Below are 24237 nucleotides of genomic sequence, written 5' to 3' on the forward strand. Positions count from 1 at the left end.
TGAATGGAATGGTACTTTTTTGATCGAGACACAAGTCTGTTTTTTCATTACCGAGCTTTTCTAGCAGACTGCCCGAAAAAAAGCACCTTTAAACCAAAACAAGGCCTCTGGTATATTTTTCCAACATTATAAGTCAAATTCCGACAGGTTGTCTAATTTATAGTTTACACGAAAATTATATTTTCATGTATGGCAAATAAAAAAATTTACACGAAAATGGAAAAACGGCGGAACCATTATGCCTTTTTACAGGGATTCCAGCATTTTAGAAAGGCAGAAATTGCCATATAAATCTTACGCTTCTTGGCGGTTATTCCAATCTTTCAAGAAAGCTTCAATCCCTTTGTCAGTTAGTGGGTGCTGTGTAAGTCCCATCAATACTTTGTATGGAATGGTCGCGATATGCGCGCCTCTTAATGCTGCCTCCGTAACATGCAGCGGGTGGCGGATAGACGCCGCGATGATTTCCGTTTTAATGTCATGAACTGCGAAAATATCAGCAATCGTGGAAATAAGGTCTAAGCCGTTTTGGCCGATATCATCCAGTCTTCCCAAGAATGGAGATACATAGGTTGCGCCGGCACGAGCAGCAAGCAGAGCTTGGTTCGCATTGAAGATTAAGGTTACGTTTGTTTTGATGCCTTCTTTTGAAAAAGCATGGACCGCTTTTAGACCGTCCATCGTCATTGGCACTTTAACGGTGATATTTGGGGCAATCGCAGCAAGCTCACGGCCTTCTTTGATCATGCCTTCAGCATCAAGGGCGATCACTTCTGCGCTAACTGAACCAGGAACAAGAGCGGTAATTTCCTTTAAACGGTCGTGAAAGGAAACGCCTTTTTCTTTAGCCACAAGGGATGGGTTTGTCGTAACACCTGCTAATAAACCAAGGTCATGCGCTTCGCGGATTTCTTCTAAATTGGCTGTATCAATAAAAAATTTCATGTTGCTTTCCTCCATTTTCGACTAAATTTTCAATATACTTTGAACACACGGAAACCGCCCTATTGGTAGGGCGGTTCTATTTTATCATAACTGCAAAAAACTACAAAAAAGCGCTTCTTAGGCTTTGCCTGAAGAACCGAATTCGCGCATTTTGCCAATTACGGTTTCTTTGATGGCATCGCGAGCAGGGCCTAAGTATTTGCGTGGGTCATATTCATTTGGTTTATCCGCTAATACTTGACGAACGACTTTCGCAGATGCGATTTGGTTCTCAGTATTCACGTTAATTTTCGCAGTACCTAAAGAAATGGATTTTTGGATATCCTTTGTTGGGATTCCAGTACCGCCGTGCAGCACTAATGGCACACCAGTCAAGTTGCCGATTTCTTCCATTTCCTTGAAACCAAGGTTTGGTTCGCCTTTGTAAGGACCGTGAACAGATCCAAGTGCTGGTGCAAGCGTATCAATGCCTGTACGTTTTACAAGCTCCACACATTCCTGCGCGTCAGCATAGATGATGCTTCCGGAAACATCATCCTCTTGTCCGCCAACAGTTCCAAGTTCTGCCTCAACAGAAACGCCTTTGGCATGAGCATATTCTACTACTTTAGAAGTAATTTCAATGTTTTCTTCAAATGGGTGGTGGGAAGCATCGATCATAACGGAAGTAAAACCGGCATCAATTGCTTCTTTACATTTTTCAAAGCTTGAGCCGTGGTCAAGGTGGATTGCCACTGGAACCGTAATTTTATAATCTTCCATTAATCCTTCTACCATTTTCACAACGGTCTTGAATCCGCCGATATAGCGGCCAGCGCCTTCAGAAACACCAAGAATAACTGGAGATTTTTCAGCTTCAGCAGCTAGAAGAATGGCTTGTGTGAATTCTAAGTTATTAATGTTAAACTGCCCAACAGCATAGCCTTCTGCTTTACCTTTGTTGAGCATTTCTGTCATGGAAACTAATGGCATATCTCTTCCTCCTTAAATTCGGTCGGTATCTTTCGGAAATGAGTTTATCCATATTGATTTTTCCCATCATATGGCTGATTATGTATCGTTCCCAAAAGATAGCAGCCAATCAAATTTTCACTATGTATCATATCAAAAGAAAGTAAGAATTGCTATTAATCTATCAGCGTTTTGCAAAAGTGTCATAATGAAAACGCCGTCATTCCACTGGATAAATGAAAACTCGCCGATTGGCGAGTCCGATAGGACGAAGACAGAGGCGTAGTTGAATTTATGCGTTAGGAAATTATAAATTTTAGAAAAATTTATAATTTCCTATTAGCTGAAAAAAAGCAAACGATAACGTTGCTTTTTTTCATAAAAATATATTAATTCGTTTTTTGCGGGATATGTTTTCTGACGGCGGCACGGATGTCGTCGATATCAAACGGCTTGGCAAAGTGGGTGATGGCGCCAAGGTCTTTTGCTTCCTGGATCATGTCCAGTTCACCGTAGGCGGTCATAATGATGACACGAATGTCCGGGTCGAGCACTTTCATTCTTTTTAAAATTTCAATCCCGTCCATGCCTGGAATTTTCATATCCAGCAGCACAAGGTCCGGGTCATGTGTTTTCACAATCTCCAGCGCCTGCACTCCGTTGGCAGCCTGAAAGGTCTGATACCCTTCTTTTTGAAAAACCTCATTCAATAAAATGCGGATGCCAAACTGGTCGTCAACGATTAAAATTTTCTCCTTCATTCTTCCACCTCTTCCCTCATTTAATAGACTCAATATGTATATATCATTATTAAATTCTCCCTCCCGAGAAAAAAATCCTGCATCATTTTAAGAAACTGCACATGTTATTTTATGGAATTTTAATTATTTTGGCATTTTCATAAAAAGGTCTATAATATTAGTGCATATGAGGAGGGTTTTTATGTTAAAAATGTTCACTACCCAATTAACGGGTTTATTTAAAAGAATAGAGGAAAAAGAAGAGTTTGCGTTTGAGGATGCCGCCCGCCTGCTTGCCCAAGCCCCTGTCGGCGACGGCTCTATTTATATTTATGGTGAAAAAGAAATGAAGGCTGTTGCAGCTGAAGCTGTGGATGGTGCTGAGCCTTTAAAATCAGCAAGAGCTTTGTCTATGGAGTCTGTGGCTGACCTGGATATCGCCGATCGTGTCTTGATTTTCGCGCGGATTTCTACGGATGAGGCACCTTTGTCGATTGCGAGTCAACTTCAGGAAAAAGGGATTCCGTTTGTGGCTGTTTCGACTGCGGTCGATGAATCTACGGGTGGACTAGCGGAAATTGCTGATGTTCATATTGATTTGCGACTGACAAAAGGCTTGCTGCCGGACGAGTTTGGGAACCGAATTGGGTATCCATCCTCGATGGCAGCCTTGTTTGTGTACTATGGATTGAAATTTACGATTGAAGAAATTATAGCGGAATACGAAATGTAAGCGAAACGGTCCTTGTAATGAGGGCCGTTTTGATTTACTCGCCTAAAATTGAAATTTACTCGTCAAATTTCATGATTTACTCGCTCATTTTTTACTTTTACTCGCCAAATCCTTTACTCGCCACTCCCCATTTTTAGCCCCCAAAAAACAAAGACCAGTCCCGTACCCGGATAACTGGTCTTATTTTTTCAAAAAAATTATTTCTGTATAGTAGCCTTAATAAAGTCACGGAACAATGGCTGCGGGCGGTTTGGTCTAGAGATGAATTCCGGATGGAACTGGGATGCCACGAACCATGGGTGATCCTTCAACTCAATGATTTCCACTAAACGGCCGTCTGGGCTTGTCCCGGAGAAAACAAAGCCTGCCTCTTCCATTTCCTGACGATAATGATTGTTGAACTCATAACGATGGCGATGGCGCTCGTAAACGACATTATTTTCGTACGCTTCATGGGCTTTTGTTCCCTCAACAACACGGCAAGGGTACAGACCAAGACGTAACGTTCCGCCTAGGTCCTCGACATCCTTCTGCTCTGGAAGCAGGTCAATGATCGGATGCTGAGTTTCCGGTACGAACTCAGAAGAATGAGCATCTTTGTAGCCAAGCACATTGCGGGCGAATTCAATAGTCGCCAGCTGCATGCCCAAGCAAATACCAAGCAATGGCTTTTTGGACTCACGCGCATAGCGGATCGCTTCCATTTTCCCTTCGACACCACGGTCGCCGAAGCCGCCTGGAATCAGCACTCCATCTACCTCATCAAGAAGTTCCACCACATTTTCGCTAGTCACTTCTTCAGCATTAATCCACTTAATTTCTACATCGGAATCAAACGCGTAACCAGCATGCTTCAACGCTTCAACTACGGAAATATAGGCATCCTGAAGTTCCACGTATTTACCGACTAACCCGATGCGAGTCTTGTTGGCAAGATTCAGCACACGGTCAACCAGCGCTTTCCACTCAGTCATATCCGCTTCCCGAGTTTGTAACTTCAAATGGTCGCAAACGATTTGGTCCATGTTCTGCTCCTGCAAAGCAAGCGGAATGGAGTATAGCGTATCGGCATCACGGCACTCGATGACTGCTTTTGCATCAATATCACAGAATAACGCTAGTTTATCTTTCATATCCTGAGAAATTTCCATTTCAGTACGAACAACAATAATATTAGGTTGAATGCCAAGGCTGCGCAGCTCTTTTACGCTGTGCTGGGTTGGCTTTGTCTTCATTTCGCCGGCCGCTTTAATATAAGGAACTAGTGAACAGTGAATATACATTACGTTTTCACTGCCAATATCGCTCTTAATTTGGCGGATTGCCTCTAAAAACGGCAGGGACTCGATATCACCGACCGTTCCGCCGATTTCCGTAATAACCACATCAGCGTTTGTTTCTTTACCGGCACGGAACACGCGGTCCTTGATTTCGTTAGTGATGTGCGGGATAACCTGCACGGTCGCACCCAGGTAGTCGCCGCGGCGTTCTTTGCGAAGGACAGTGGAATAGATTTTTCCAGTTGTCACGTTGCTGTACTTGTTTACGTTAATGTCGATAAAACGCTCATAGTGGCCCAAATCCAAATCCGTTTCCGCACCATCATCGGTTACGAACACTTCTCCGTGCTGATACGGACTCATTGTTCCCGGGTCGACGTTGATGTACGGGTCTAATTTTTGAGTGGTCACGCTTAAGCCGCGATTTTTCAATAAGCGTCCTAAAGATGCGGCGGTAATCCCTTTTCCAAGCGATGAAACGACACCGCCAGTTACAAAAATATACTTTGTCATGTAAATATTCCCCCTCAGATACAGTTTGTGCATTATTCAGAATGTTAAAGGGTATTTTTGCAAAAATTATTTTTCTGCTGCTCCAAAAAATAAAAAACCCCATAAAAGCTGGGTTTTTATCAAAATAAAAAGCGCTCCTCTTACGCATTGTAAGGGAGCGCGTATACATTCGTTCGAATGGTCCTTTTTAAGGAGCCCAAACAAGATGATACAAGGGGCTGATGAAAAAGTCAAGCCTCATACCTGACTCATTTCACCAAATGTGAGGTAATCAGAGTTAGAGATCCTCGTCCTCTTCCACATCTTCTAGTTCAAGTTCTTCTTCCTCTTCCAGGTCATCTTCAAGTTCTTCATCATCTTCGAATTCAAGTTCTTCGTCATCCTCAAGAACATCATCTTCCTCTTCGAATTCGTCGTCGATTTCATCAATCTCGTCAAGGTTCTCCTCTTCATCGTCAAGGAGATCATCTTCCTCTTCAAAGTCATCGACATCGTCGTAGTCTTCGTCATCGAGTTCTTCAAATTCGTCGATTTCATCGATATCCTCGTCTTCGACAACCTTCTTCTTCTTCTTCTTCGATTTGACGACTGCGACAACTTCTTCCTCCTGAGTATCAACCGGATACCAAACGCGAAGTCCCCAGCGGTTTTCACCTAAAGTTAAGAATCGGCCATCGATATTTAAATCGGTGTAAAACTGTGCCAGACGAGCACGCATTTCTGATTCAGAAATGCCCGCAGCCTTGGAAATTTCCTTCACTAAATCGGCGAAGGCGACTGGCTGCTTACTATTTTTCATAAATTCATAAGCCATTTCGATGAGCGATAATTCTTGCAGCTCCTCTTTTGAGTACATTGCTAAACTCAATATCGGCACTTCCTTTCTCTATTTAACACTCTTATGTAGAATGAATAAGGGCTAATCTTTCGTTGTCTAGCTCCAGCGCCTAGGGGCTCGGGGTCATAAGCCAATCCGTCCTGAAGGTTAAAAAACAACCTTCATGCCGGCTCGTCTTATGCCTGTCGCCCCTGGGCAAGGCGCTTCCGCTTTTCTATAAAAATACATATTCTTCATTATAAACAAATTCTAGAGGTTTATGCTAGTTCTAGCTGTTTGTTTTACTTGATTTTTTCCTTTTTTGGCTTCTCTTCATTCTTTTTAATCTGTTCTCTTACTATTTTTAGCTCTTTAAGAGATATGTACAAAAAGAAGATGGCCAGCAACAGGAACGAAACAGCACCTAGTTGCAGTTCATAAAGATAATATAATGGCCAGGCCGTAATTATTAAAACCATGATTATATGATTTACTCTCATAAGCTGACACCTGCCCATAACCTCTGGAGGTAAAATACTATATTGATTATATAGGATATATCATAATATTGGAAAATATTTTTAAAAAAACAAAAAAGGGGAAGTGCCCCCCTTTTGATTAACGCCTCCACTCATTACATATTTCGGCGATACTGTCCGCCTACTTCGTATAGGGCGCGTGTGATTTGGCCGAGACTCGCGACTTTGACGGTTTCCATAAGTTCGGCAAAGATGTTTCCGCCGCTTGTGGCTGCTTCCTTCAACCGCTTCAGTGCTGCAGCTGATTCAGCTGCGTGCGCTTCCTGGAAGGCACGCAAATTGTGAATCTGCAGCTTTTTCTCCTCTGTCGTCGCCCGAGCCAATTCCATATTATCAATCGCTTCCTCGGATGGAGGATTTGGATTCAAATACGTATTCACACCGATAATCGGCAGTTCGCCCGTATGTTTTAACATTTCATAGTGCATTGACTCATCCTGAATCTTGCCGCGCTGGTATTGGGTTTCCATTGCACCCAGGACGCCGCCGCGGTCATTCAGCCGTTCAAACTCTTGAAGTACCGCTTCCTCAACTAAATCAGTCAGCTCTTCTACGATAAACGAGCCCTGAAGCGGATTTTCATTCTTCGTCAAGCCGTGCTCCTTAGTGATAATCATCTGAATCGCCATTGCCCGACGCACCGATTCCTCGGTCGGTGTCGTAATCGCCTCATCGTAGGCGTTCGTATGCAGCGAGTTACAGTTATCGTGCAGCGCCATCAATGCCTGAAGCGTGGTGCGGATATCATTAAAATCGATTTCCTGCGCGTGCAGCGAACGACCTGATGTCTGCACATGATACTTCAGCTTTTGGCTGCGCTCGTTGGCACCATACTTGTCGCGCATCACGGTTGCCCAAATGCGCCTCGCCACCCGGCCAATCACCGTGTACTCCGGGTCCAAGCCATTCGAGAAAAAGAACGACAGGTTTGGCGCAAAGTCATCAATGTTCATGCCGCGGCTTAAATAGTACTCAACGTAGGTAAAGCCGTTAGACAAAGTGAATGCCAGCTGCGAAATCGGGTTCGCACCCGCTTCGGCAATATGGTACCCGGAAATCGACACAGAATAATAGTTACGCACCAGATGGTCGATGAAATATTGCTGGATATCCCCCATCATCCTTAAAGCAAATTCTGTTGAAAAAATACATGTATTTTGGCCTTGGTCTTCCTTTAAAATATCAGCCTGAACCGTACCGCGGACAGTTTTCAGCGTATAGGCTCGAACTTCAGCAAATTCTTCGACAGTCAAAACGCGGCCTAGTTCAGCTTCTTTGCGTTTCACTTGCTGGTCAATTGCCGTATTCATGAACATCGCGAGGATGATTGGCGCTGGACCGTTGATCGTCATCGAAACGGATGTCGATGGGTGGCAAAGGTCGAAGCCATCGTACAGCTTTTTCATGTCATCTAACGTACAAACACTGACGCCGCTTTCGCCGACTTTACCGTAAATGTCGGGACGGTAATCCGGGTCTTCCCCGTATAGGGTCACCGAGTCAAAGGCGGTGCTGAGGCGTTTTGCCGAATCGTCCTTCGATAAATAGTGGAAACGGCGGTTCGTCCGTTCTGGTGTGCCTTCGCCGGCAAACTGGCGTTTTGGATCCTCCCCTTCACGCTTGAACGGGAATACCCCTGCTGTGTACGGGAATAAGCCCGGCAGGTTCTCACGATACACCCAGCGCAGGATTTCACCGTAATCCTTGTATTTCGGCAAAGCCACTTTTGGAATATCAAGCCCTGATAAGCTCTTTGTTTTTAAAATTGTAATGATTTCTTTGTCGCGGATTCTCGTGACGAACTTATCTGCGGAGTACGCTTCTTTTGTTTTTTCCCAGCCGTCAAGAATACGCTTTGACTCTGGTGTCAGCTGCGCTTCGGTTTCCTGTTTAACCGCTTCTAGAGCTGCCACTACTTCCGGCTGACCCTTCACAGCTTCGATAGCGCCTTCCAACTGGAATAATTTCCGGGAAATATTCGCCTGCTGCTCCGCTTTTTTATGATAGCCGCGAACCGTCTCGGAAATTTCCCGTAAGTAATAGCGGCGGTCCGTCGGGATGATGATGTTTTGCTTTTCAACCTTCGCCTCTTTGCTGTATGAAGTCACCCAATCGGTCGCAGCCTTTTCATTGATTTTTTCAACGAGAGCCGCAAATAAAGCATTTGTGCCAGGGTCATTGAACTGGCTGGCGATTGTGCCGTACACTGGCATTTCGGATGGATCTTTTTCAAAAAGCATATGGCTGCGCTGGTACTGCTTCTGCACCTGGCGTTTTGCGTCCTCGGAGCCCTTACGTTCGAATTTATTGATAACAATCAGGTCGGCAAAGTCAATCATGTCGATTTTTTCAAGCTGGGATGGTGCCCCGAACTCGCTGGTCATGACGTACATTGCAACATCGCAAATTTCCGTGATGCCGGCGTCGCCCTGGCCGATTCCGCTTGTTTCGACAATCACCAAGTCAAATCCGGCTGCCTTCGTGACCGCTACGGCGTCTTTAATGGCCAGCGATAATTCTGATTTCGAAGCCCGTGTTGCTAGGCTTCGCATAAAAACGTTCGGTGAAAAAATCGCATTCATGCGGATGCGGTCGCCAAGAAGCGCACCGCCCGTTTTTTGCTTGGTTGGGTCAACGGAAAGGATAGCAACCTTTTTGGCTGGAAACTCGTTGATAAAACGGCGGATCAACTCGTCGGTCAGCGAGCTTTTTCCAGCCCCGCCCGTACCGGTGATACCGATAACCGGAATCGACTTCTCAAGCTCCTTCACTTTTTCAAGAACCTGCTCAGCCGTTGCAGCCGCCTCATTTTTTTGGTCCACATGATTTTCCGCAATTGTAATCAGCTTGGCAACGGCATTCATGTCACCCGTCGGCAGCTTTTCGATTTGCTCCGGGATATTTTCTGAAGAGACTGTTGAAAAATCACACTCTTGAATCATGAGGTCAATCATGCCCTGTAAACCGAGCTTTCGGCCGTCTTCCGGTGAGAAGATGCCGGAAATGCCGTACTCTTGGAGTTCATTGATTTCTCTTGGGATGATAACGCCCCCGCCGCCGCCATAAATGCGGATATGTGGTGCGCCTTTTTCTTTTAATAGGTCGTACATGTATTTAAAGTATTCAACGTGCCCTCCTTGATAAGAGGAGATCGCGATACCCTGGGCATCTTCCTGAATGGCGGCGTTGACCACTTCCTCGACCGAGCGGTTGTGGCCAAGGTGAATGACCTCGGCCCCGCTTGATTGAAGGATGCGCCGCATGATATTGATGGAAGCATCATGGCCGTCAAACAAACTCGACGCGGTCACAAAGCGAATATGATGCTTCGGCTGATATTTTCCGGTTGTACTCATCTCAATTTGGCCCCCTTGTTTTTTAAAATTCGTAAGTAACCCTCGTTTTGTCCTTAACCGTCCCTTTTTTCCCCAAGCCCTTTAAAAATAAACTCCGTCTGCAGTTCAATGTATTCGTCCAGAGTAAACAGCTTCCGGAGCGCCCAGCGGCGGAAGCCCCACATTTGCCCTTGGACAAAAATATCGTGGGCGATGATTTTGATTTGTTTTTCCAACAGTTCTAACTCGCCATTCTCCACACATTTAAGGAGCATATTTTCAAACATGGCAACCATCTCTAATTCCTTTTTTAACACATATGGAAGAGCGTCCTTTGATAAGGATTTTACTTCCTGATACATAACGAGGATTTCGTCCTGCAATTCATCCATAACATGGAAAAAGTTTGAGATTCCCACTTTTAAGCTCTCTAATGTCCCTTGCTTGTGATCAAGGTTCTCCTCCAGCTGCTCCTTCACATGATCATAGATGCTGTCGCAGACCAGATATAAAATATCTTCCTTCGTCCGGATGTACTCGTACAACGTCCCGATGCTAAATCCCGCTGCTCTGGCAATTTCCCGGGTCGTTGTCCGATGAAACCCTTTCTCTTTAAAAAGTGCAACGGCCCCTTTGATCATTTGGTCGCGCCTCTTTTGCACGAGGCGCTCATCTTTGACTGAGGCCTGAACCTCCCGTTTATTCATCGCGCTCGAACCGCTCCTTGTCTAGCTACAGCGCCTAGGGGCTCGAAGGTCTAAAGCCAATCCGGCAAGAAGGCTAAAAGTGAGCCTTCTCGCTGGCTCGTCTAGCCTCGTGCCCCTGGTCAAGGCGCTTTTAGCTTTTCGTTTTACTTCGTAATCATTCTAGAAATAACAAGGCGCTGAATTTCCTGAGTGCCCTCGTAAATTTGCGTGATTTTTGCATCACGCATGAAGCGTTCGACCGGATAATCCTTCGTATAGCCGTAGCCGCCGAACACCTGAACTGCTTCTGTTGTTACCCTCATCGCGGTATCGCCGGCAAACAGCTTTGACATGGCGGACTCTTTGCCATATGGGAGGCCGTTGGACTCAAGCCATGCTGCCTGATAGGTTAATAGTCTGGCAGCTTCAATATTCGTTGCCATATCGGCAAGCTTGAAGCTGATTCCTTGGTTCGCAGCGATCGGCTTGCCGAACTGAACGCGTTCCTTTGCATAGTCAACTGCTGCATCAAGAGCGCCTTGAGCAATACCGACTGCCTGCGCCGCGATGCCGTTGCGGCCGCCATCCAGTGTCATCATCGCGACTTTGAAGCCTTCGCCCTCTTCACCAAGTCTATTTTCAACCGGAACCTTGCAATCTTCAAAAATAATTTCTGTTGTCGGTGATGAACGAATGCCCAGTTTCTTTTCTTTTTTCCCAACAGAGAATCCCGCGAAATCCTTTTCAACGATAAACGCTGTTGTGCCGCGCTGCTTGTTGGATGGATCGGTTAGTGCAAATACGACATAAATGTCGGCCTCGCCGCCATTGGTGATGAAAATTTTTGAACCGTTCAGCACGTAGTGGTCGCCCTCAAGGCGTGCCGTCGTTCTCATTCCGCCTGCATCAGAGCCGCTGCCTGGCTCGGTCAAGCCATAAGCACCTATTTTTGAGCCTTCAGCCAGCGGACGAAGGTATTTTTGCTTTTGCTCTTCATTACCGAACTTGTAAATTGGCCAGCTGGCAAGAGATGTGTGTGCGGAAAGGGTAACTCCAACAGACGAATCGACGCGGGAAAGCTCTTCAACCGCGATACAGTAAGCAAGATAATCACTGCCGATGCCGCCGTACTCTTCCGGCCATGGAATTCCGGTTAAGCCAAGCTCCGCCATTTTGTCAAAAATCTCCCGGTCAAAGCGCTCTTCTTCATCACGCTCAGCAGCCGTTGGCGCAATTTCGTTTTGCGCAAAATCGCGCACCATTTTGCGAATCATTTCATGTTCTTCGGTTAATTTGAAGTTCATTTTGGGTGTCCTCCTTAGTTTTATCTACAAATATTGATGGGATATCTACAAATTTTTAAATATATCTACAAAATTTTAAAGGGATATCTACAATTTTTAAAATATATCTACAAAATTTCAAAGGATATCTACAATTCCATCCTTAAAGATGCTTGCTAATCACAATCCTCTGAATCTCGCTTGTGCCCTCATAAATCTCCGTCACTTTGGCATCGCGGAAGTAGCGCTCAACCGGGTAATCCTCTGTATAGCCGTAGCCGCCGAAGACTTGAATCGCCTCGGTCGCCACCTCCACTGCTGTTCTTGTTGTAAAAAGCTTCGCCATGGACGCCTCCATGCCGCATTTTAATCCCTGCCCACGCAAATCAGCAGCACGGTAAACTAGTAATCTAGCAGCCTCTACATTTGTCGCCATATCAGCGAGCTTGAAAGCAATCCCCTGCTGGGCAGCAATCGGCTTGCCGAACTGGTGGCGCTGCTTAGCATATTCGGTTGCGGCCGACAGTGCGGCCTCGGCAATCCCGAGCGCCTGGGCAGCAATTCCAATGCGGCCGGCATCGAGGTTGGCCATCGCGATTTTAAAACCTTCGCCCTCAGCACCAAGCAGGTTCTCGGCCGGAACGCGCATATCCTCAAAAGTAAGCTGCACCGTTCTCGAGCCATGCAGGCCCATCTTTTTCTCGTCCTTGCCAATCACCAGTCCAGGGGTATCTTTTTCAACAATAAAGGCCGATACCCCTTTGGCGCCCAATTCCGGATTTGTTTTTGCAAAAACGATGTAAACGTCGGCCTCGCCGCCATTGGTGATGAAGACCTTGGAACCGTTAATTACAAAATGGTCGCCGTCGCGAACCGCTCGCGACTTCATGCTGGCAGCATCCGACCCGGCGCTCGGCTCCGTTAAACAGAAAGAGCCTAAGTATTCACCAGCGGCCAGCTTTGGTACGTACTTTTGCTTCTGCTCCTCCGTTCCAAAGTAAAGAATCGGGTTCGTGCCGACGGAGGTGTGCACTGACAAAATCACGCCCATTGTCGCACTGACCTTGGAAAGCTCGTTGATGGCGATGATGTAGGAGGTGAAATCCATCTCAGCGCCGCCGTATTGCTCTGGAACCGGGATGCCCATTAGGCCAAGCCCGCCCATTTTGCGGAGAATCTCACGAGGAAATTCCCCTTTCTCCATTTTTTCTATAAACGGCGCAACATCAATGGCGGCAAAGTCGCGCACCATTTTGCGCATCATTTCTTGCTCTTGTGTGAATGTAAGATTCATGCTGAACTCCCCTTTTGGAGAAAGTAGTGTGACCGTACTCATTTTTAATGCCCCTTTCTCGAGGATTCTGTATTCTTTGCTTGAATCTTGCTACCCCTATTTTTAAGACCCCTACTGCTATTCTTGAAAAAATTATCTCCCGAGTAGACCATATCGTTATCTCTATCTTTCTATATTTGTAATATTTAATGTCCGCCAATGGATAGACAGTTGCAAAGCTAAATTCTGTTATTCGTATACGTAAAATCCACGTCCGGTTTTCTTACCTAACCAGCCTGCTTTTACATATTTACGCAGCAGCGGGCATGGGCGGTACTTGTCATCGCCAAAGCCTTCGTGCAATGTTTCCATGATGTAAAGGCAAGTATCCAGTCCGATAAAGTCGGCGAGCGTTAACGGCCCCATTGGGTGGTTCATGCCAAGCTTCATTACTTCGTCGATGGCTTCCTTCGTGGCAACGCCCTCGTATAATGTATAGATCGCTTCGTTAATCATCGGCATTAGCACGCGGTTGGCTACAAAGCCAGGGAAGTCGTTTACCTCTACAGGCACTTTGGATAACGTTTTTGTCATGTCCTCGATGACTTGATACACTTCATCTGCCGTTGCCAAGCCGCGGATGATTTCCACCAACCTCATAACAGGCACCGGATTCATGAAGTGCATACCGATGACCTTTTCCGGGCGCTTCGTTGCTGCCGCGATTTCCGTGATAGGCAGCGAGGAGGTATTGCTTGCTAAAATCGCATGCGCCGGCGCAATTTCGTCTAACTGCGCAAAGATTTTTGTTTTGATTTCCATGTTTTCAACAGCTGCTTCGATGACAAGATCCACGCCGGATGCGTCTTGCAGGTCTGTTGATGGAGTCAGGTTGCTAAGCACCTCTTGCTTTTGCTCCTCGGTCATGCGGCCCTTATCTACATTGCGGGATAGGTTTTTGTTGATAACCCCTAGTCCGCGCTCGACAAATTCCGATTTTAAGTCATTTAAGACAACCTTGTAGCCCGCTTGTGCACAAACCTGGGCGATTCCCGAGCCCATTTGGCCAGCCCCAATTACCATTACCTTTTCAACTTTCATGTTTTCCCCTCCGATTTGGCGGCCGGAAAACAGAAACCGGCCGCGACTTTTGTTTTCTTTTTTTCTATTCAACAGCGTAGAGTTCCTTCCCTATTCGAGAGTAAGTTAGCTCTATCCGAGAGTATTTCTCCCTTATGCGAGAGATAAGCCATTCTATCTGAGAGTATTTTCCCTTATCCGAGAGATAAGCCACTCTATCCGAGAGTATTTTCCCTTATCCGCGAGTAAGCCTCCACTAGTTATCTCTTCGGCACCTCAATCATAATCGCATCGCCCTGGCCGCCGCCGCTGCAGATGGCCGCGATGCCAATCCCGCCGCCGCGGCGCTTTAACTCATGCAACAAAGTAATGATGATGCGCGCTCCGCTTGCGCCAATTGGATGGCCAAGGGCAACCGCACCGCCGTTGACATTGACCTTTTCCGGATCCAAGCCGGCGATTTGACCGCTCGCCAGCGCTACGGCCGCGAACGCTTCGTTGATTTCAAACAAGTCAATTTCCTCAAGGCTGCGGCCAGTTTTTCGTAAAATTTCATTGATGACAAGTCCTGGTGTCTGTGGGAAATCCTTGGCTTCGACTGCGATCGCCGCCTGGCCGATGATGACCGCTTCTACCTGCCGGCCTTCACGCTCCGCACGTTCCTCGCTCATCAACACGAGAGCACCGGCTCCATCATTGACCCCTGGTGCGTTTCCGGCTGTGATGGTACCTTCGCCATTAAACGCCGGTCCAAGCTTCGCTAATTTTTCCAAAGAGGTATCTTTCCGCGGCGCTTCATCGTGCTTGACTACAACCGGCGCTCCTTTGCGCTGCGGTACTTCTACGTTCACAATCTCTTCGGCAAACTTGCCGCTCTCGATTGCTTCAATGGCCCGCTGGTGGCTTCTTAATGCCCACTCATCTTGTGCCTCGCGACTAAGCGACATCTCTTCAGCGGTCGAGTTCCCGTACGTTCCCATGTGCACGCCGGTGAAGCTGCAGCTTAATCCGTCATGAGTCATCAAATCCTGAACCGACGCGTCGCCCATTCTTAGGCCCCATCTTGCTTTTGGCAAAATATACGGAGCATTTGACATTGATTCCATACCGCCTGCCACGATGAGTTCCTCGTCGCCAGCACGGATGATTTGGTCAGCCAGTGTTACACTGCGCAGACCTGATGCACAGACCTTGTTGATTGTTTCAGTCTTGACTTCCCATGGAAGCCCGGCGCCCCGCGCCGCCTGGCGGGATGGGATTTGCCCTTGTCCCCCCTGCAGGACTGATCCAAAAATCACTTCTTGCACGTCTTCTGGATTCACATTAGCACGCTGTACCGCTTCTTTAATGGCTATACCGCCCAACTGAGAGGCGCTAAAGCTGCTCAATGCCCCGCCGAATTTACCAAAAGGCGTTCTAACCCCGCTTAAAATAACCGTTCTACCCATTCGAAACATCCCTTTCCCCTGTTTTTATTTCAAAAAACAATTATGCCTTTTCCCAATTTTCAGTCACTGATACATAAAAAATGGGAGCGTGCTGATTTCATCATCGACTGAACGCTCGCTCAACACTGTTGCAAAAACTAACGCAGGTCCAGGGGACTACCCTGCCCACGCATTTAATTAAAAAGGAAATGTAAGCGTTTTAATCTACTTATTCTATTTTACAAAAAAAATAGCAGAAGTTGAATTGTTTTACACAAAATTCCTAAAATTTTTCTGCGTATGCAATCAACCTCTGCTATTTTAAAATTCAATTTTCAGTCTTACGATGCCACTGCCACAGGTTCACCGCAGACGGCTTTTTCAAGCAGCTCGGCCACATCGTAGGTTGCAACCTTGTCTTCAACCTCTTTGGCCTTCGTACCATCGGAAAGCATTGTTAAACAGTATGGACAGCCAGAGCTGATGACGGATGGGTTCACCGATAATGCTTGCTCTGTACGTGCCACGTTGATGCGGTGTCCAGTTTCTTCCTCCATCCACATCAAGCCTCCGCCGGCACCGCAGCACATTCCCTTCTCGCGGTTCCGTTCCATTTCCACTAGCTTTACGCCTGGGATAGCCTTCAAGATTTCACGCGGTGCATCATAAACGTCGTTGTAACGTCCCAAGTAACAAGAGTCGTGGAACGTAATCGTTTCGTTCACGGCATGCTTCGGCTTCAAACGGCCATCGCGGACTAGTTCAAAAAGAACCTCCGTATGGTGGTAAACCTCAGCCTGCAACCCGAAATCAGGGTATTCGTTTTTGAAAATATTGTAGGCATGCGGGTCAATTGTCACGATTTTCTTCGCTTCTGCCTTTTCAATTTCAGCGATATTATTATTCGCAAGTTCCTGGAACAAGAACTCGTTACCTAAACGGCGGACTGTGTCGCCAGAATTCTTTTCTTTGTTACCTAAGATAGCGAACTTCACGCCTGCTTCATTTAATAGCTTCGCAAACGACAACGCAATCTTCTGGCTGCGGTTGTCGTAAGAGCCCATTGAGCCAACCCAGAACAGGTACTCGAACTCTTCGCCAGCTTTGTTCATTTCTTTTACAGTTTTAACTTCAACGTCTTCACGGGCTTCGCGCCATGTTTCGCGCTCTTTTCTGTTCAAGCCCCAAGGGTTGCCCTGACGCTCGATGTTAGTGATCGCGCGCTGTGCATCAGCGTCCAATTTTCCTTCTGTTAAAACTAGGTACCGGCGAAGGTCAATAATTTTTTCAACGTGCTCGTTCATAACCGGACATTGGTCTTCACAGTTACGGCAGGTTGTACAAGCCCAGATTTCTTCTTCGGTGATGACATCGCCAATCAAGCTTGGGCTGTAGACGGAAGTTGCAGCTGTTTCAGACGCGCCTTGACCAGCTGCGGCAAGTGCAATTTGGTTGCCCTTTGTATTCGCAAATGCGAAGGTTGGCACCCATGGCTGCTTTTGCGTTACAGCCGCACCATAGTTGGTAAGGTGATCACGCATTTTCACGATTAAATCCATTGGCGACAGCATTTTGCCTGTGCCGGTTGCCGGACACATATTTGTACAGCGGCCGCATTCTACACAAGCATAGAAGTCCATCATTTGCAGTTGTGTGAAGTCTTCAATTTTTCCAACGCCAAATGATTCGGCAGTTTCGTCCTCGAAGTCAATCTTTCTCAATTTACCTGCCTTATCCAAACGATTCAGGTAAACGTTTGCAGGACCGGCAATTAAGTGAGCGTGTTTTCCTTGCGGCACATATACTAAGAAGGCCAATAAGAAAATCAAGTGCAGCCACCATGCCACATAAAAGATGGACACTGCTGCTGTTTTACCAATACCGGCGAAGATAATTGAAATGAGAGATGCCACTGGTTCTGCCAAGGAAGTTTCTTCACCATGCCAGATGATGCCCATTCCGTTTCCTAATAGCACCCAAATCATTAAGCCGCCGATAAAGATTAAGACAAGACCAGATTTAAAGCCCCTCTTTAAGCGGACAAGTTTCTCAACATAACGACGATGAAATGCCCAGAAAGTTGCCACTAAAATGACTAAAGTGACGATCTCCTGGAAGAATGTAAATGCCGGATAAAGCGGTCCAAGCGGAAGGTGGGAGCCTGGTGCAATCCCTTTCCAAATAAAATCGATCGCTCCAAATTGAACAAGAATGAAGCCGTAAAAGAACATAACGTGGATGGCACCACTCTTTTTATCCTTTAAAAGCTTCTTCTGCCCGAATACCATAACCCAGATTTTTTGCAGACGTTCTTTGACATTGTTGTCAAACTCTTCCTTTTTGCCAAGCTTCATATATTCGATCCGTGTTTTGACAACATAGACGAACAAGCTGAGCGCGTAAGCGGTTACGGCCAAGAAGGCAATAAGGTTGACCCATAAAAGTCCATTCATGAAATAAGCCCCTTTCGTTGATTTCTCCTCTAAGTTTTTTACTTGTTGTTAAAAATAACAAATTTTCTGAACTTACCTTAACTCTATTATAATATGAATGAGCATTCAGTCAATCCATTTTTACTAACTTATAGAAATGTTTGTTGTTGGAAAAACTAACGAAACTGATTGGAGGAAGGTTTTCCAATGAATTTTTTAGTCATTTTTTTCGGAATTGTCTTACTTTTCATTATATGGCTTATTCTGGACTTTTGTCTAGGGCGACAGAAGCATCATTCTTCTGTAAGAAAAATGGAAACTCCCATCCTGCATGGTGATTTTGACATTTTTACTCATGGCAAGGAGCTATTTCACGACTACTTTTCCGTGCTGCGCGAGGCAGAAAGACATATCCATGTATTGTTTTATATTGTAAAGGATGATGTCTTTAGTCAGGAATTTCTTTCAATTTTAAAAGAAAAAGCACGGACCGGAGTTGAGGTTCGCTTGCTGCTGGATCGGCTTGGCAGCTGGAAAGTAAAAGGAGCGGCGATAAAAGAGCTGCGCGCGGCGGGGGTAGAGTTTGCCTTCAGCAATCCGGTGAAGCTCCCCTATCTTTTTTACTCGATGCAGGTCCGGAACCACCGTAAGATTTCGATTATAGATGGGCGAATTGGCTATCTTGGCGGGTTTAATATTGGAAAGGAATATATTGACGAAGACCCAAGCCTTGGCCCATGGCGCGATTATCATCTAAAAATCGGCAGTGAAAGCGTCAATTTTTTACAAAGTGAGTTTCTGATGGATTGGGAACGATGCACGGGAGTTGATTTGCAGGGGGTGGCGAAGTATTTCCCGAAATTGCCTAAAGGTGACGTCCGCCAGCAATTTATTCCAACGGAAGCCAATCAGCTGGAATGTATGTTCATCAGTCTCATCCAATTGGCCGAAAAATCGATTACCATCGGCACACCTTACTTTATTCCAAGCAGGAAGATTTTTGCGGAGCTGCAGAAGGCGGTGCAGCGGGGCGTCTGTCTGACAATCATTGTACCGTCAGTTTCTGATCACATACTCGTGAAAGAGGCGTCGTTCCGCTATTTACGGACGCTGCTTCGGGAAGGCGCATTGGTTTATCAGTATAATAAAGGTTTTTACCATGCCAAAACTATCGTCATTGATGACAAGGTCGCCGACATCGGTACCGCGAACTTTGACAAACGCAGCCTCTTTTTAAACCAAGAAATCAATTGCTACATCTACGACCCAAACTTTATTGACCGAATAAAGGACATACTGGACAAAGACATCCACGATTCCACCCGGCTCACACTCGAGCAACTGAACAAACCAAACTTGGCCAGATCTATGAAGGAAGCTGTTGCTGGGGTGGTTTCTTACTTTTTATAAGGTGGCAGGCACCGCTTGTTGACAGTTGGGGTTGAACTATTTCTATGGGAGGTGGGAGTAATGAGAATTCGCTTTGGGTATGTTTCGCATGCGATTAGTTTGTGGGATGCCTCACCGGCCAAGACGCTTACCTTTGCTCGATATCAACAGCTGAACTCTGAGGAGCGGGCGGCCAAACTCCGCGAGATTACGAAACAAAATCTGAACCATACACTGAGGATGCTGCATTATAATGTGGCTCATGAGCTGGAGCTGTACCGATTCTCCAGCTCAATTGTTCCGCTTGCCACCCACCCGGAGGTGCGCTGGGACTTCGTCGCCCCATTCCGCAGCGAGTGGCAGGAAATTGGCAACCTTGTAAAAAAGCACAACCTAAGGGTCAGCTTTCACCCGAACCAATTTACCTTGTTTACTTCGCCAAAGCCGCAAATTACGGAGAACGCGGTTATCGACATGACCTACCATTTTCAAATGCTGGATGCCATGGGAGTTGCGGCGAATTGCCTGATTAACATCCATATCGGTGGTGCTTATGGTGACAAACAGCAGGCCCTGGCCCGTTTCCATCAAAACCTGAAAGCCTTGCCTGCTCATATAAAAAATATCATGACCTTAGAAAATGACGACAAAACGTATACTGCAGAAGAAACGCTGGCTGTTTGCGAAAAAGAAACGATTCCGTTCGTTTTTGATTACCATCACCATATGGCCAATCCTTGCACCAAGCCGCTTGAGGAACTGTTGTCGCGCATTTTCCAAACATGGTCTCATAGGCCGAGCCTCTTGCCGAAAGTACACATCTCCTCCCCGAAGTCGGAAAAAGAATACCGCTCCCATGCGGATTTCGTAGACCCAGAGTTTATCATGCCATTTTTGAAAATGCTGAGAGAGTCTGGCCGGGATGTTGATTTCATGATTGAGGCAAAAGCGAAGGATCAAGCCTGTTTGAAATTGGTGGAGGATTTAAGCAAGATTCGCGGCTTTAAGCGGATTAGCGGAGGTGCCCTTGAAATTAAATAACACCAGTAAAAAAGAGTCCCCGCCCCGCGGAGACTCTTTTATTCTTCAATTAAGTTTAAGACAGGAACGTCCTGCTCATGTTCAGGGTCCGTCCTGGAATATATCCGCGCCATTTTCGATGCTTCGTCCACATGCTGGATAATGACCGGCGTTCCCTCATAGGTCACATTAATCATATCCGCGGATTCCAAAATTTCCTTCGCTCTTCCTACATTCATGCGTTCGGTCCACTCCTCACAAATAAGTACACTATTACTATTTGCATTTTTTTGGAGGGTATTCATACTTTTTGGCATTTTTATGGAAAAATCACCCTCAATAAAATGTCCCGATTCATTTACTTTCCGTTTTAAGGCGTTTACTTTCCAATTCTGGAAAAATACTTTCCACTTTTCAAAAATACTTTCCATACTGCGGACTTTACTTTCCACTTTTTCAATTTTACTTACACATTAAAATAATTCTAAAAAGGTCCCCTCATATCGAAGGAACCTCATTACCAAAACCTATTCAAAAATTACATTTTTTCCGGTGCTGAAACCCCAATCAACGCCAGCGCATTCCGTAACGTAATCTGCACAGCGTTCACCAATCCGAGGCGTGCCTTAGTCCGCTCAGGCTCACCGCTTTCCAGCACCTTTTCCGCATTGTAAAAGCTGTGGAACGTCGAAGCCAATTCAAAAATGTAATTAGTAAGCCGGTGAGGCACGCGCTTCAACGCCGCTTCGCCAACCGCATGCGGGAACTCGCCCAATTTTTTCAACAAATCTACTTCCTTTTCGGAAGCAACCACTGAAAAATCAGCACCGGAATCAACTGCAAAACCCTGCTCCTCGCCAGACCGCAAAATTGAACAAATCCGCGCGTGAGCATACTGCGCATAATAAACCGGATTTTCATTGGACTGCGACACTGCCAAATCCAAATCAAAGTCCATATGGGTATCCGAGCTGCGCATCGCAAAGAAATAACGCGTCGCATCGAGGCCGACCTCATCGACTAAATCCCGCATGGTGACAGCCTTTCCAGTCCGCTTCGACATCTTCATCTTCTCGCCGTTTTTATACAAGTGAACAAGCTGGATGATCTCAACCTCGAGCGCCTCGCGGTCATAGCCGAGCGCCTGGATCGCCGCCTTCATACGAGGAATATAACCGTGATGGTCCGCTCCCCAAATGTTGATCAATTTTTCAAAGCCTCGCTCGAGCTTGTCCTTATGATAGGCAATATCCGGCGTTAAATAGGTATATGATCCGTCCTGCTTAATCAGCACGCGGTCCTTGTCGTCGCCGAGGTCGGTCGAACGCAACCAGGTTGCCCCGTCCTGCTCATAGATATAGCCGCTCTCCCGCAATGCCGCCAGCGCCGTGTCAATTTTTCCATTTTTATAAAGGGATGTTTCTGAATACCAAACATCAAAGCCGACACGGAAGTCCTCAAGGTCCCTTTGGAGCTTTTTCATTTCGTATTTCAAGCCATACTCTCGGAAAAATTCAAACCGCTCCTCTTCCGAAACATTTACATATTTGTCGCCAAACTCTTCCGCAAGCTTCTTGCCAATCCCCACAATGTCCGCTCCGTGGTAGCCGTCCTCTGGCATTTCTTTTTCCAAACCAAGCGCTTGGAAATAGCGCGCTTCAACAGAAAGCGCCAAGTTATTAATCTGATTTCCCGCATCATTGATATAGTATTCGCGGGACACATCATAGCCAGCCTTGGCTAAAATGTTGCTTAAAGAATCACCGACCGCCGCACCGCGAGCATGTCCTAAGTGAAGGTCGCCCGTTGGATTCGCCGACACGAATTCCACTTGGATTTTCTGGCCGCCGCCAACCGTGGTCTCGCCATACTTGTCCCCAGCCTTCAGAATCGTCGGAATCAGCTCAGTCAAATACGAATTATTCATGTAAAAATTAATAAACCCCGGCCCGGCGATTTCCATTTTCTCAATCGAAGCCTTGGAACGGTCGAAGTTCTCCACAAGGGCCTCTGCAATCATCCGCGGCGCCTTCTTCGCCACCCTTGCCAGCTGCATCGCCATGTTGGTCGAATAATCGCCATGTGCCTTCTCCTTCGGGGTTTCGAGAATCACATCCGGAATCTGCTCTTCGGACGCAAGCCCTGCCTTCAGCACCGCCGCCCGAATTTCCTCCTTAATCTTTTGTTGAACCTGTCCCACAATATTCATTTTTGTTCCTCCTGAAAACTTATTTCTAAATGGTATGTACCGGCAGGCGACTCCTGTATCGCAAAATCATATAGAATGCTGATTTGTCCGCTGCCATTTTCGTATGAATAGTCCAGCTTCCGCGTCGAGGTCGTTGTCTCAAATGTCCCAAATGTCAGTTCATAACTGCCGCGCAGCTTCCGATTCAGTTGAAAGGGCAGGCGCATCTTCAAAGGGCCGCTCCTTAAAATCAGGGCCTCGTCTGCTGCCACCTTCACAATCGTGCGAGCATTACCTTCCTCCAGCACTTCCTCATACTGCAGGTAGGATGCCTGTTCTTTTTGAAAATACCGGCCGAACACCACCAGTTCAAACGTCTCCTGCTCATCAATCGTCGTCTTCACATTAACCTTTACCGGAATCTCCATGCTACACTTCCCTGTTTCTTTTTAAGCTAATAATAAAGTATAAGGGCAACTACGCCTCATGAACCGCCCTTAGGGGCTCGCCAATCGACGAGTTTTCTTTAAAAAGGAACCTTGATAAGCTCATTTTCTCTGTCCATGTCTATAACATTGACTTACACGCCGTTTCGCATACTTTTTCTATTATAAACATGGTTAACCCACAAATCAAAAGATGCCAACCCAAAAAAGGGCAGGCATCTTTTAGGGGGTCAGTCCCCCGCTACTTTAACGCGTTACTCTATCGTGGGTCTGACCCCCACTATTATTTCACCCAGCCAAGCAGCATTTCACGAATCAGTTTGCTAGCAGTGTTGGCTGTTTGCTCGGATACATCATAGATTGGCGCGACTTCAACAAGGTCGCAGCCGACCACGTTTACCTCAGAACGGGCAATGGCATGAATCGATGCAAGCAGCTCTTTTGAAGTGATTCCACCCGCATCGACCGTACCGGTTCCAGGAGCATGCGCCGGATCAAGGACGTCGATATCGATCGTGACATACACCGGGCGGCCGGCAAGCTTCGGCAGGATTTCCTTTAACGGCTCAAGCACTTCAAACTTGGAAATATGCATGCCGTTCTGTCTGGCCCAATCGAATTCTTCCTTCATTCCGGAGCGGATACCGAAAGAATAGACATTTTCCGGTCCAATATGCTCAGCGATTTTACGAATTGGTGTAGAGTGCGATAACGGCTCACCCTCATAATTTTCACGCAGGTCGGTATGAGCATCCATATGAATAATCGCTAAATCCGGATATTTTTTAAAAACAGCCTTCATAACCGGCCAAGAAACAAGGTGCTCCCCACCCATGCCAAACGGGAATTTACCAGCAGCCAATACCTGGTCAATAAAATCTTCAATAATATCAAGGCTCTTTTGCGCATTTCCAAACGGAAGCGGTATATCTCCGGCATCGAAATATTTTACTTCATCAAGCTCACGGTCAAGGTACGGGCTGTACTCCTCAAGCCCAATCGACACCTCGCGAATCCGTGCCGGGCCGAAACGGGAACCCGGGCGGTAGCTTACCGTCCAGTCCATCGGCATTCCATATAATACAACCTGACTCTCCTCAAAATTCGGGTGGCTCTTAATGTACACATTCCCCGAATACGCTTCATCAAAACGCATCAAA

20 protein-coding genes are annotated in these 24237 nt (G+C 46.4%); 3 read left to right on the top strand and 17 right to left on the bottom strand.

The window, feature by feature from the left end; genetic code table 11:
• Nucleotides 1-294: 294 nt before the first annotated feature.
• From fsa to QNN06_RS30435, 3 genes are all read right to left on the bottom strand, one after another.
• Nucleotides 295-945: a fructose-6-phosphate aldolase gene (gene fsa / locus QNN06_RS30425; protein WP_217032512.1), complete on the bottom strand. Its 651-nt coding sequence runs from the start codon at nucleotides 943-945 to the stop codon at nucleotides 295-297.
• A gap of 117 nt (nucleotides 946-1062) precedes the next feature.
• The gene (locus tag QNN06_RS30430) at nucleotides 1063-1917 is read right to left on the bottom strand and encodes a class II fructose-bisphosphate aldolase (RefSeq protein WP_213117114.1); all 855 of its coding nucleotides are present in this window, start codon (nucleotides 1915-1917) and stop codon (nucleotides 1063-1065) included.
• Nucleotides 1918-2285: 368 nt separating this feature from the next.
• Nucleotides 2286-2657 (bottom strand): response regulator, encoded by a 372-nt coding sequence (locus QNN06_RS30435; protein ID WP_213117113.1) that lies wholly within the window; start codon nucleotides 2655-2657, stop codon nucleotides 2286-2288.
• 181 nt (nucleotides 2658-2838) lie between these two features.
• On the opposite strand from QNN06_RS30435, the gene QNN06_RS30440 reads away from it, so the two are divergent.
• Entirely contained in the window at nucleotides 2839-3369 is a 531-nt protein-coding gene (locus QNN06_RS30440) for a DUF2529 domain-containing protein (protein WP_284036680.1), read from the top strand.
• Nucleotides 3370-3566: 197 nt separating this feature from the next.
• Here the strand turns inward: QNN06_RS30440 and QNN06_RS30445 are convergent, their stop codons facing one another.
• The 10 genes from QNN06_RS30445 to QNN06_RS30490 form a co-directional block, all read right to left on the bottom strand.
• Nucleotides 3567-5162: a CTP synthase gene (locus QNN06_RS30445; RefSeq protein ID WP_284036681.1), complete on the bottom strand. Its 1596-nt coding sequence runs from the start codon at nucleotides 5160-5162 to the stop codon at nucleotides 3567-3569.
• Nucleotides 5163-5439: 277 nt separating this feature from the next.
• Nucleotides 5440-6030, bottom strand: coding sequence for a DNA-directed RNA polymerase subunit delta (rpoE, locus tag QNN06_RS30450; protein WP_217032506.1), 591 nt, complete (start codon nucleotides 6028-6030; stop codon nucleotides 5440-5442).
• 251 nt (nucleotides 6031-6281) lie between these two features.
• A complete protein-coding gene (locus QNN06_RS30455) occupies nucleotides 6282-6479 on the bottom strand; it encodes a hypothetical protein (protein WP_213117109.1) in 198 nt (65 codons plus the stop codon).
• A gap of 134 nt (nucleotides 6480-6613) precedes the next feature.
• Entirely contained in the window at nucleotides 6614-9874 is a 3261-nt protein-coding gene (gene icmF / locus QNN06_RS30460) for a fused isobutyryl-CoA mutase/GTPase IcmF (RefSeq protein ID WP_284036682.1), read from the bottom strand.
• A gap of 53 nt (nucleotides 9875-9927) precedes the next feature.
• Nucleotides 9928-10560 carry a TetR/AcrR family transcriptional regulator gene (locus QNN06_RS30465; protein WP_213117107.1) on the bottom strand — a complete coding sequence of 211 codons (633 nt, stop codon included), beginning with the start codon at nucleotides 10558-10560 and terminating at the stop codon, nucleotides 9928-9930.
• 143 nt (nucleotides 10561-10703) lie between these two features.
• Nucleotides 10704-11843 (bottom strand): acyl-CoA dehydrogenase, encoded by a 1140-nt coding sequence (locus QNN06_RS30470; protein WP_284036683.1) that lies wholly within the window; start codon nucleotides 11841-11843, stop codon nucleotides 10704-10706.
• 142 nt (nucleotides 11844-11985) lie between these two features.
• Nucleotides 11986-13116 (bottom strand): acyl-CoA dehydrogenase, encoded by a 1131-nt coding sequence (locus QNN06_RS30475; protein WP_284038008.1) that lies wholly within the window; start codon nucleotides 13114-13116, stop codon nucleotides 11986-11988.
• A 228-nt stretch (nucleotides 13117-13344) separates the two neighbouring features.
• Complete coding sequence (locus QNN06_RS30480) at nucleotides 13345-14196, bottom strand: 3-hydroxybutyryl-CoA dehydrogenase (protein ID WP_284036684.1); 852 nt, start codon at nucleotides 14194-14196, stop codon at nucleotides 13345-13347.
• 239 nt (nucleotides 14197-14435) lie between these two features.
• On the bottom strand, nucleotides 14436-15623 hold the full coding sequence (locus QNN06_RS30485; protein ID WP_284036685.1) for an acetyl-CoA C-acetyltransferase: 1188 nt from the start codon (nucleotides 15621-15623) through the stop codon (nucleotides 14436-14438).
• Nucleotides 15624-15943: 320 nt separating this feature from the next.
• Complete coding sequence (locus tag QNN06_RS30490) at nucleotides 15944-18055, bottom strand: heterodisulfide reductase-related iron-sulfur binding cluster (RefSeq protein ID WP_213117103.1); 2112 nt, start codon at nucleotides 18053-18055, stop codon at nucleotides 15944-15946.
• A 186-nt stretch (nucleotides 18056-18241) separates the two neighbouring features.
• Between QNN06_RS30490 and cls the strand changes: the two genes are divergently transcribed.
• Nucleotides 18242-19444 carry a cardiolipin synthase gene (gene cls / locus QNN06_RS30495; protein WP_213117102.1) on the top strand — a complete coding sequence of 401 codons (1203 nt, stop codon included), beginning with the start codon at nucleotides 18242-18244 and terminating at the stop codon, nucleotides 19442-19444.
• 60 nt (nucleotides 19445-19504) lie between these two features.
• Entirely contained in the window at nucleotides 19505-20464 is a 960-nt protein-coding gene (gene uvsE / locus QNN06_RS30500; protein ID WP_284036686.1) for a UV DNA damage repair endonuclease UvsE, read from the top strand.
• Between the two features lie 38 nt (nucleotides 20465-20502).
• On the opposite strand, the gene QNN06_RS30505 is transcribed toward uvsE, so the two are convergent.
• The 4 genes from QNN06_RS30505 to speB form a co-directional block, all read right to left on the bottom strand.
• Nucleotides 20503-20682, bottom strand: a complete 180-nt coding sequence (locus QNN06_RS30505) for an H-type small acid-soluble spore protein (protein ID WP_213117100.1) — start codon at nucleotides 20680-20682, stop codon at nucleotides 20503-20505.
• A gap of 299 nt (nucleotides 20683-20981) precedes the next feature.
• Nucleotides 20982-22652 (bottom strand): arginine--tRNA ligase, encoded by a 1671-nt coding sequence (gene argS / locus QNN06_RS30510; RefSeq protein WP_284036687.1) that lies wholly within the window; start codon nucleotides 22650-22652, stop codon nucleotides 20982-20984.
• Nucleotides 22649-23059, bottom strand: a complete 411-nt coding sequence (locus QNN06_RS30515; protein ID WP_284036688.1) for a YwiB family protein — start codon at nucleotides 23057-23059, stop codon at nucleotides 22649-22651. The genes argS and QNN06_RS30515 overlap by 4 nt, the downstream gene beginning before the upstream one ends.
• Nucleotides 23060-23360: 301 nt before the next feature.
• Nucleotides 23361-24233: an agmatinase gene (gene speB, locus QNN06_RS30520; RefSeq protein ID WP_213117097.1), complete on the bottom strand. Its 873-nt coding sequence runs from the start codon at nucleotides 24231-24233 to the stop codon at nucleotides 23361-23363.
• Nucleotides 24234-24237 lie beyond the last annotated feature (4 nt).

This window comes from Neobacillus sp. 114 (assembly GCF_030127045.1).
Lineage (GTDB): Bacteria > Bacillota > Bacilli > Bacillales > Cytobacillaceae > Neobacillus > Neobacillus rhizophilus.

Excerpts from the sequence above, each read along its gene's own strand:
- fsa (WP_217032512.1), bottom strand. The coding sequence starts at position 945 with ATGAAATTTTTTATTGATACAGCCAATTTAGAAGAAATCCGCGAAGCG.
- QNN06_RS30430 (WP_213117114.1), bottom strand. The coding sequence starts at position 1,917 with ATGCCATTAGTTTCCATGACAGAAATGCTCAACAAAGGTAAAGCAGAA.
- QNN06_RS30435 (WP_213117113.1), bottom strand. The coding sequence starts at position 2,657 with ATGAAGGAGAAAATTTTAATCGTTGACGACCAGTTTGGCATCCGCATT.
- QNN06_RS30440 (WP_284036680.1), top strand. The coding sequence starts at position 2,839 with ATGTTAAAAATGTTCACTACCCAATTAACGGGTTTATTTAAAAGAATA.
- QNN06_RS30445 (WP_284036681.1), bottom strand. The coding sequence starts at position 5,162 with ATGACAAAGTATATTTTTGTAACTGGCGGTGTCGTTTCATCGCTTGGA.
- QNN06_RS30455 (WP_213117109.1), bottom strand. The coding sequence starts at position 6,479 with ATGAGAGTAAATCATATAATCATGGTTTTAATAATTACGGCCTGGCCA.
- icmF (WP_284036682.1), bottom strand. The coding sequence starts at position 9,874 with ATGAGTACAACCGGAAAATATCAGCCGAAGCATCATATTCGCTTTGTG.
- QNN06_RS30465 (WP_213117107.1), bottom strand. The coding sequence starts at position 10,560 with ATGAATAAACGGGAGGTTCAGGCCTCAGTCAAAGATGAGCGCCTCGTG.
- QNN06_RS30470 (WP_284036683.1), bottom strand. The coding sequence starts at position 11,843 with ATGAACTTCAAATTAACCGAAGAACATGAAATGATTCGCAAAATGGTG.
- QNN06_RS30475 (WP_284038008.1), bottom strand. The coding sequence starts at position 13,116 with ATGAATCTTACATTCACACAAGAGCAAGAAATGATGCGCAAAATGGTG.
- QNN06_RS30480 (WP_284036684.1), bottom strand. The coding sequence starts at position 14,196 with ATGAAAGTTGAAAAGGTAATGGTAATTGGGGCTGGCCAAATGGGCTCG.
- QNN06_RS30485 (WP_284036685.1), bottom strand. The coding sequence starts at position 15,623 with ATGGGTAGAACGGTTATTTTAAGCGGGGTTAGAACGCCTTTTGGTAAA.
- QNN06_RS30490 (WP_213117103.1), bottom strand. The coding sequence starts at position 18,055 with ATGAATGGACTTTTATGGGTCAACCTTATTGCCTTCTTGGCCGTAACC.
- cls (WP_213117102.1), top strand. The coding sequence starts at position 18,242 with ATGAATTTTTTAGTCATTTTTTTCGGAATTGTCTTACTTTTCATTATA.
- uvsE (WP_284036686.1), top strand. The coding sequence starts at position 19,505 with ATGAGAATTCGCTTTGGGTATGTTTCGCATGCGATTAGTTTGTGGGAT.
- QNN06_RS30505 (WP_213117100.1), bottom strand. The coding sequence starts at position 20,682 with ATGAATGTAGGAAGAGCGAAGGAAATTTTGGAATCCGCGGATATGATT.
- argS (WP_284036687.1), bottom strand. The coding sequence starts at position 22,652 with ATGAATATTGTGGGACAGGTTCAACAAAAGATTAAGGAGGAAATTCGG.
- QNN06_RS30515 (WP_284036688.1), bottom strand. The coding sequence starts at position 23,059 with ATGGAGATTCCGGTAAAGGTTAATGTGAAGACGACGATTGATGAGCAG.
- speB (WP_213117097.1), bottom strand. The coding sequence starts at position 24,233 with ATGCGTTTTGATGAAGCGTATTCGGGGAATGTGTACATTAAGAGCCAC.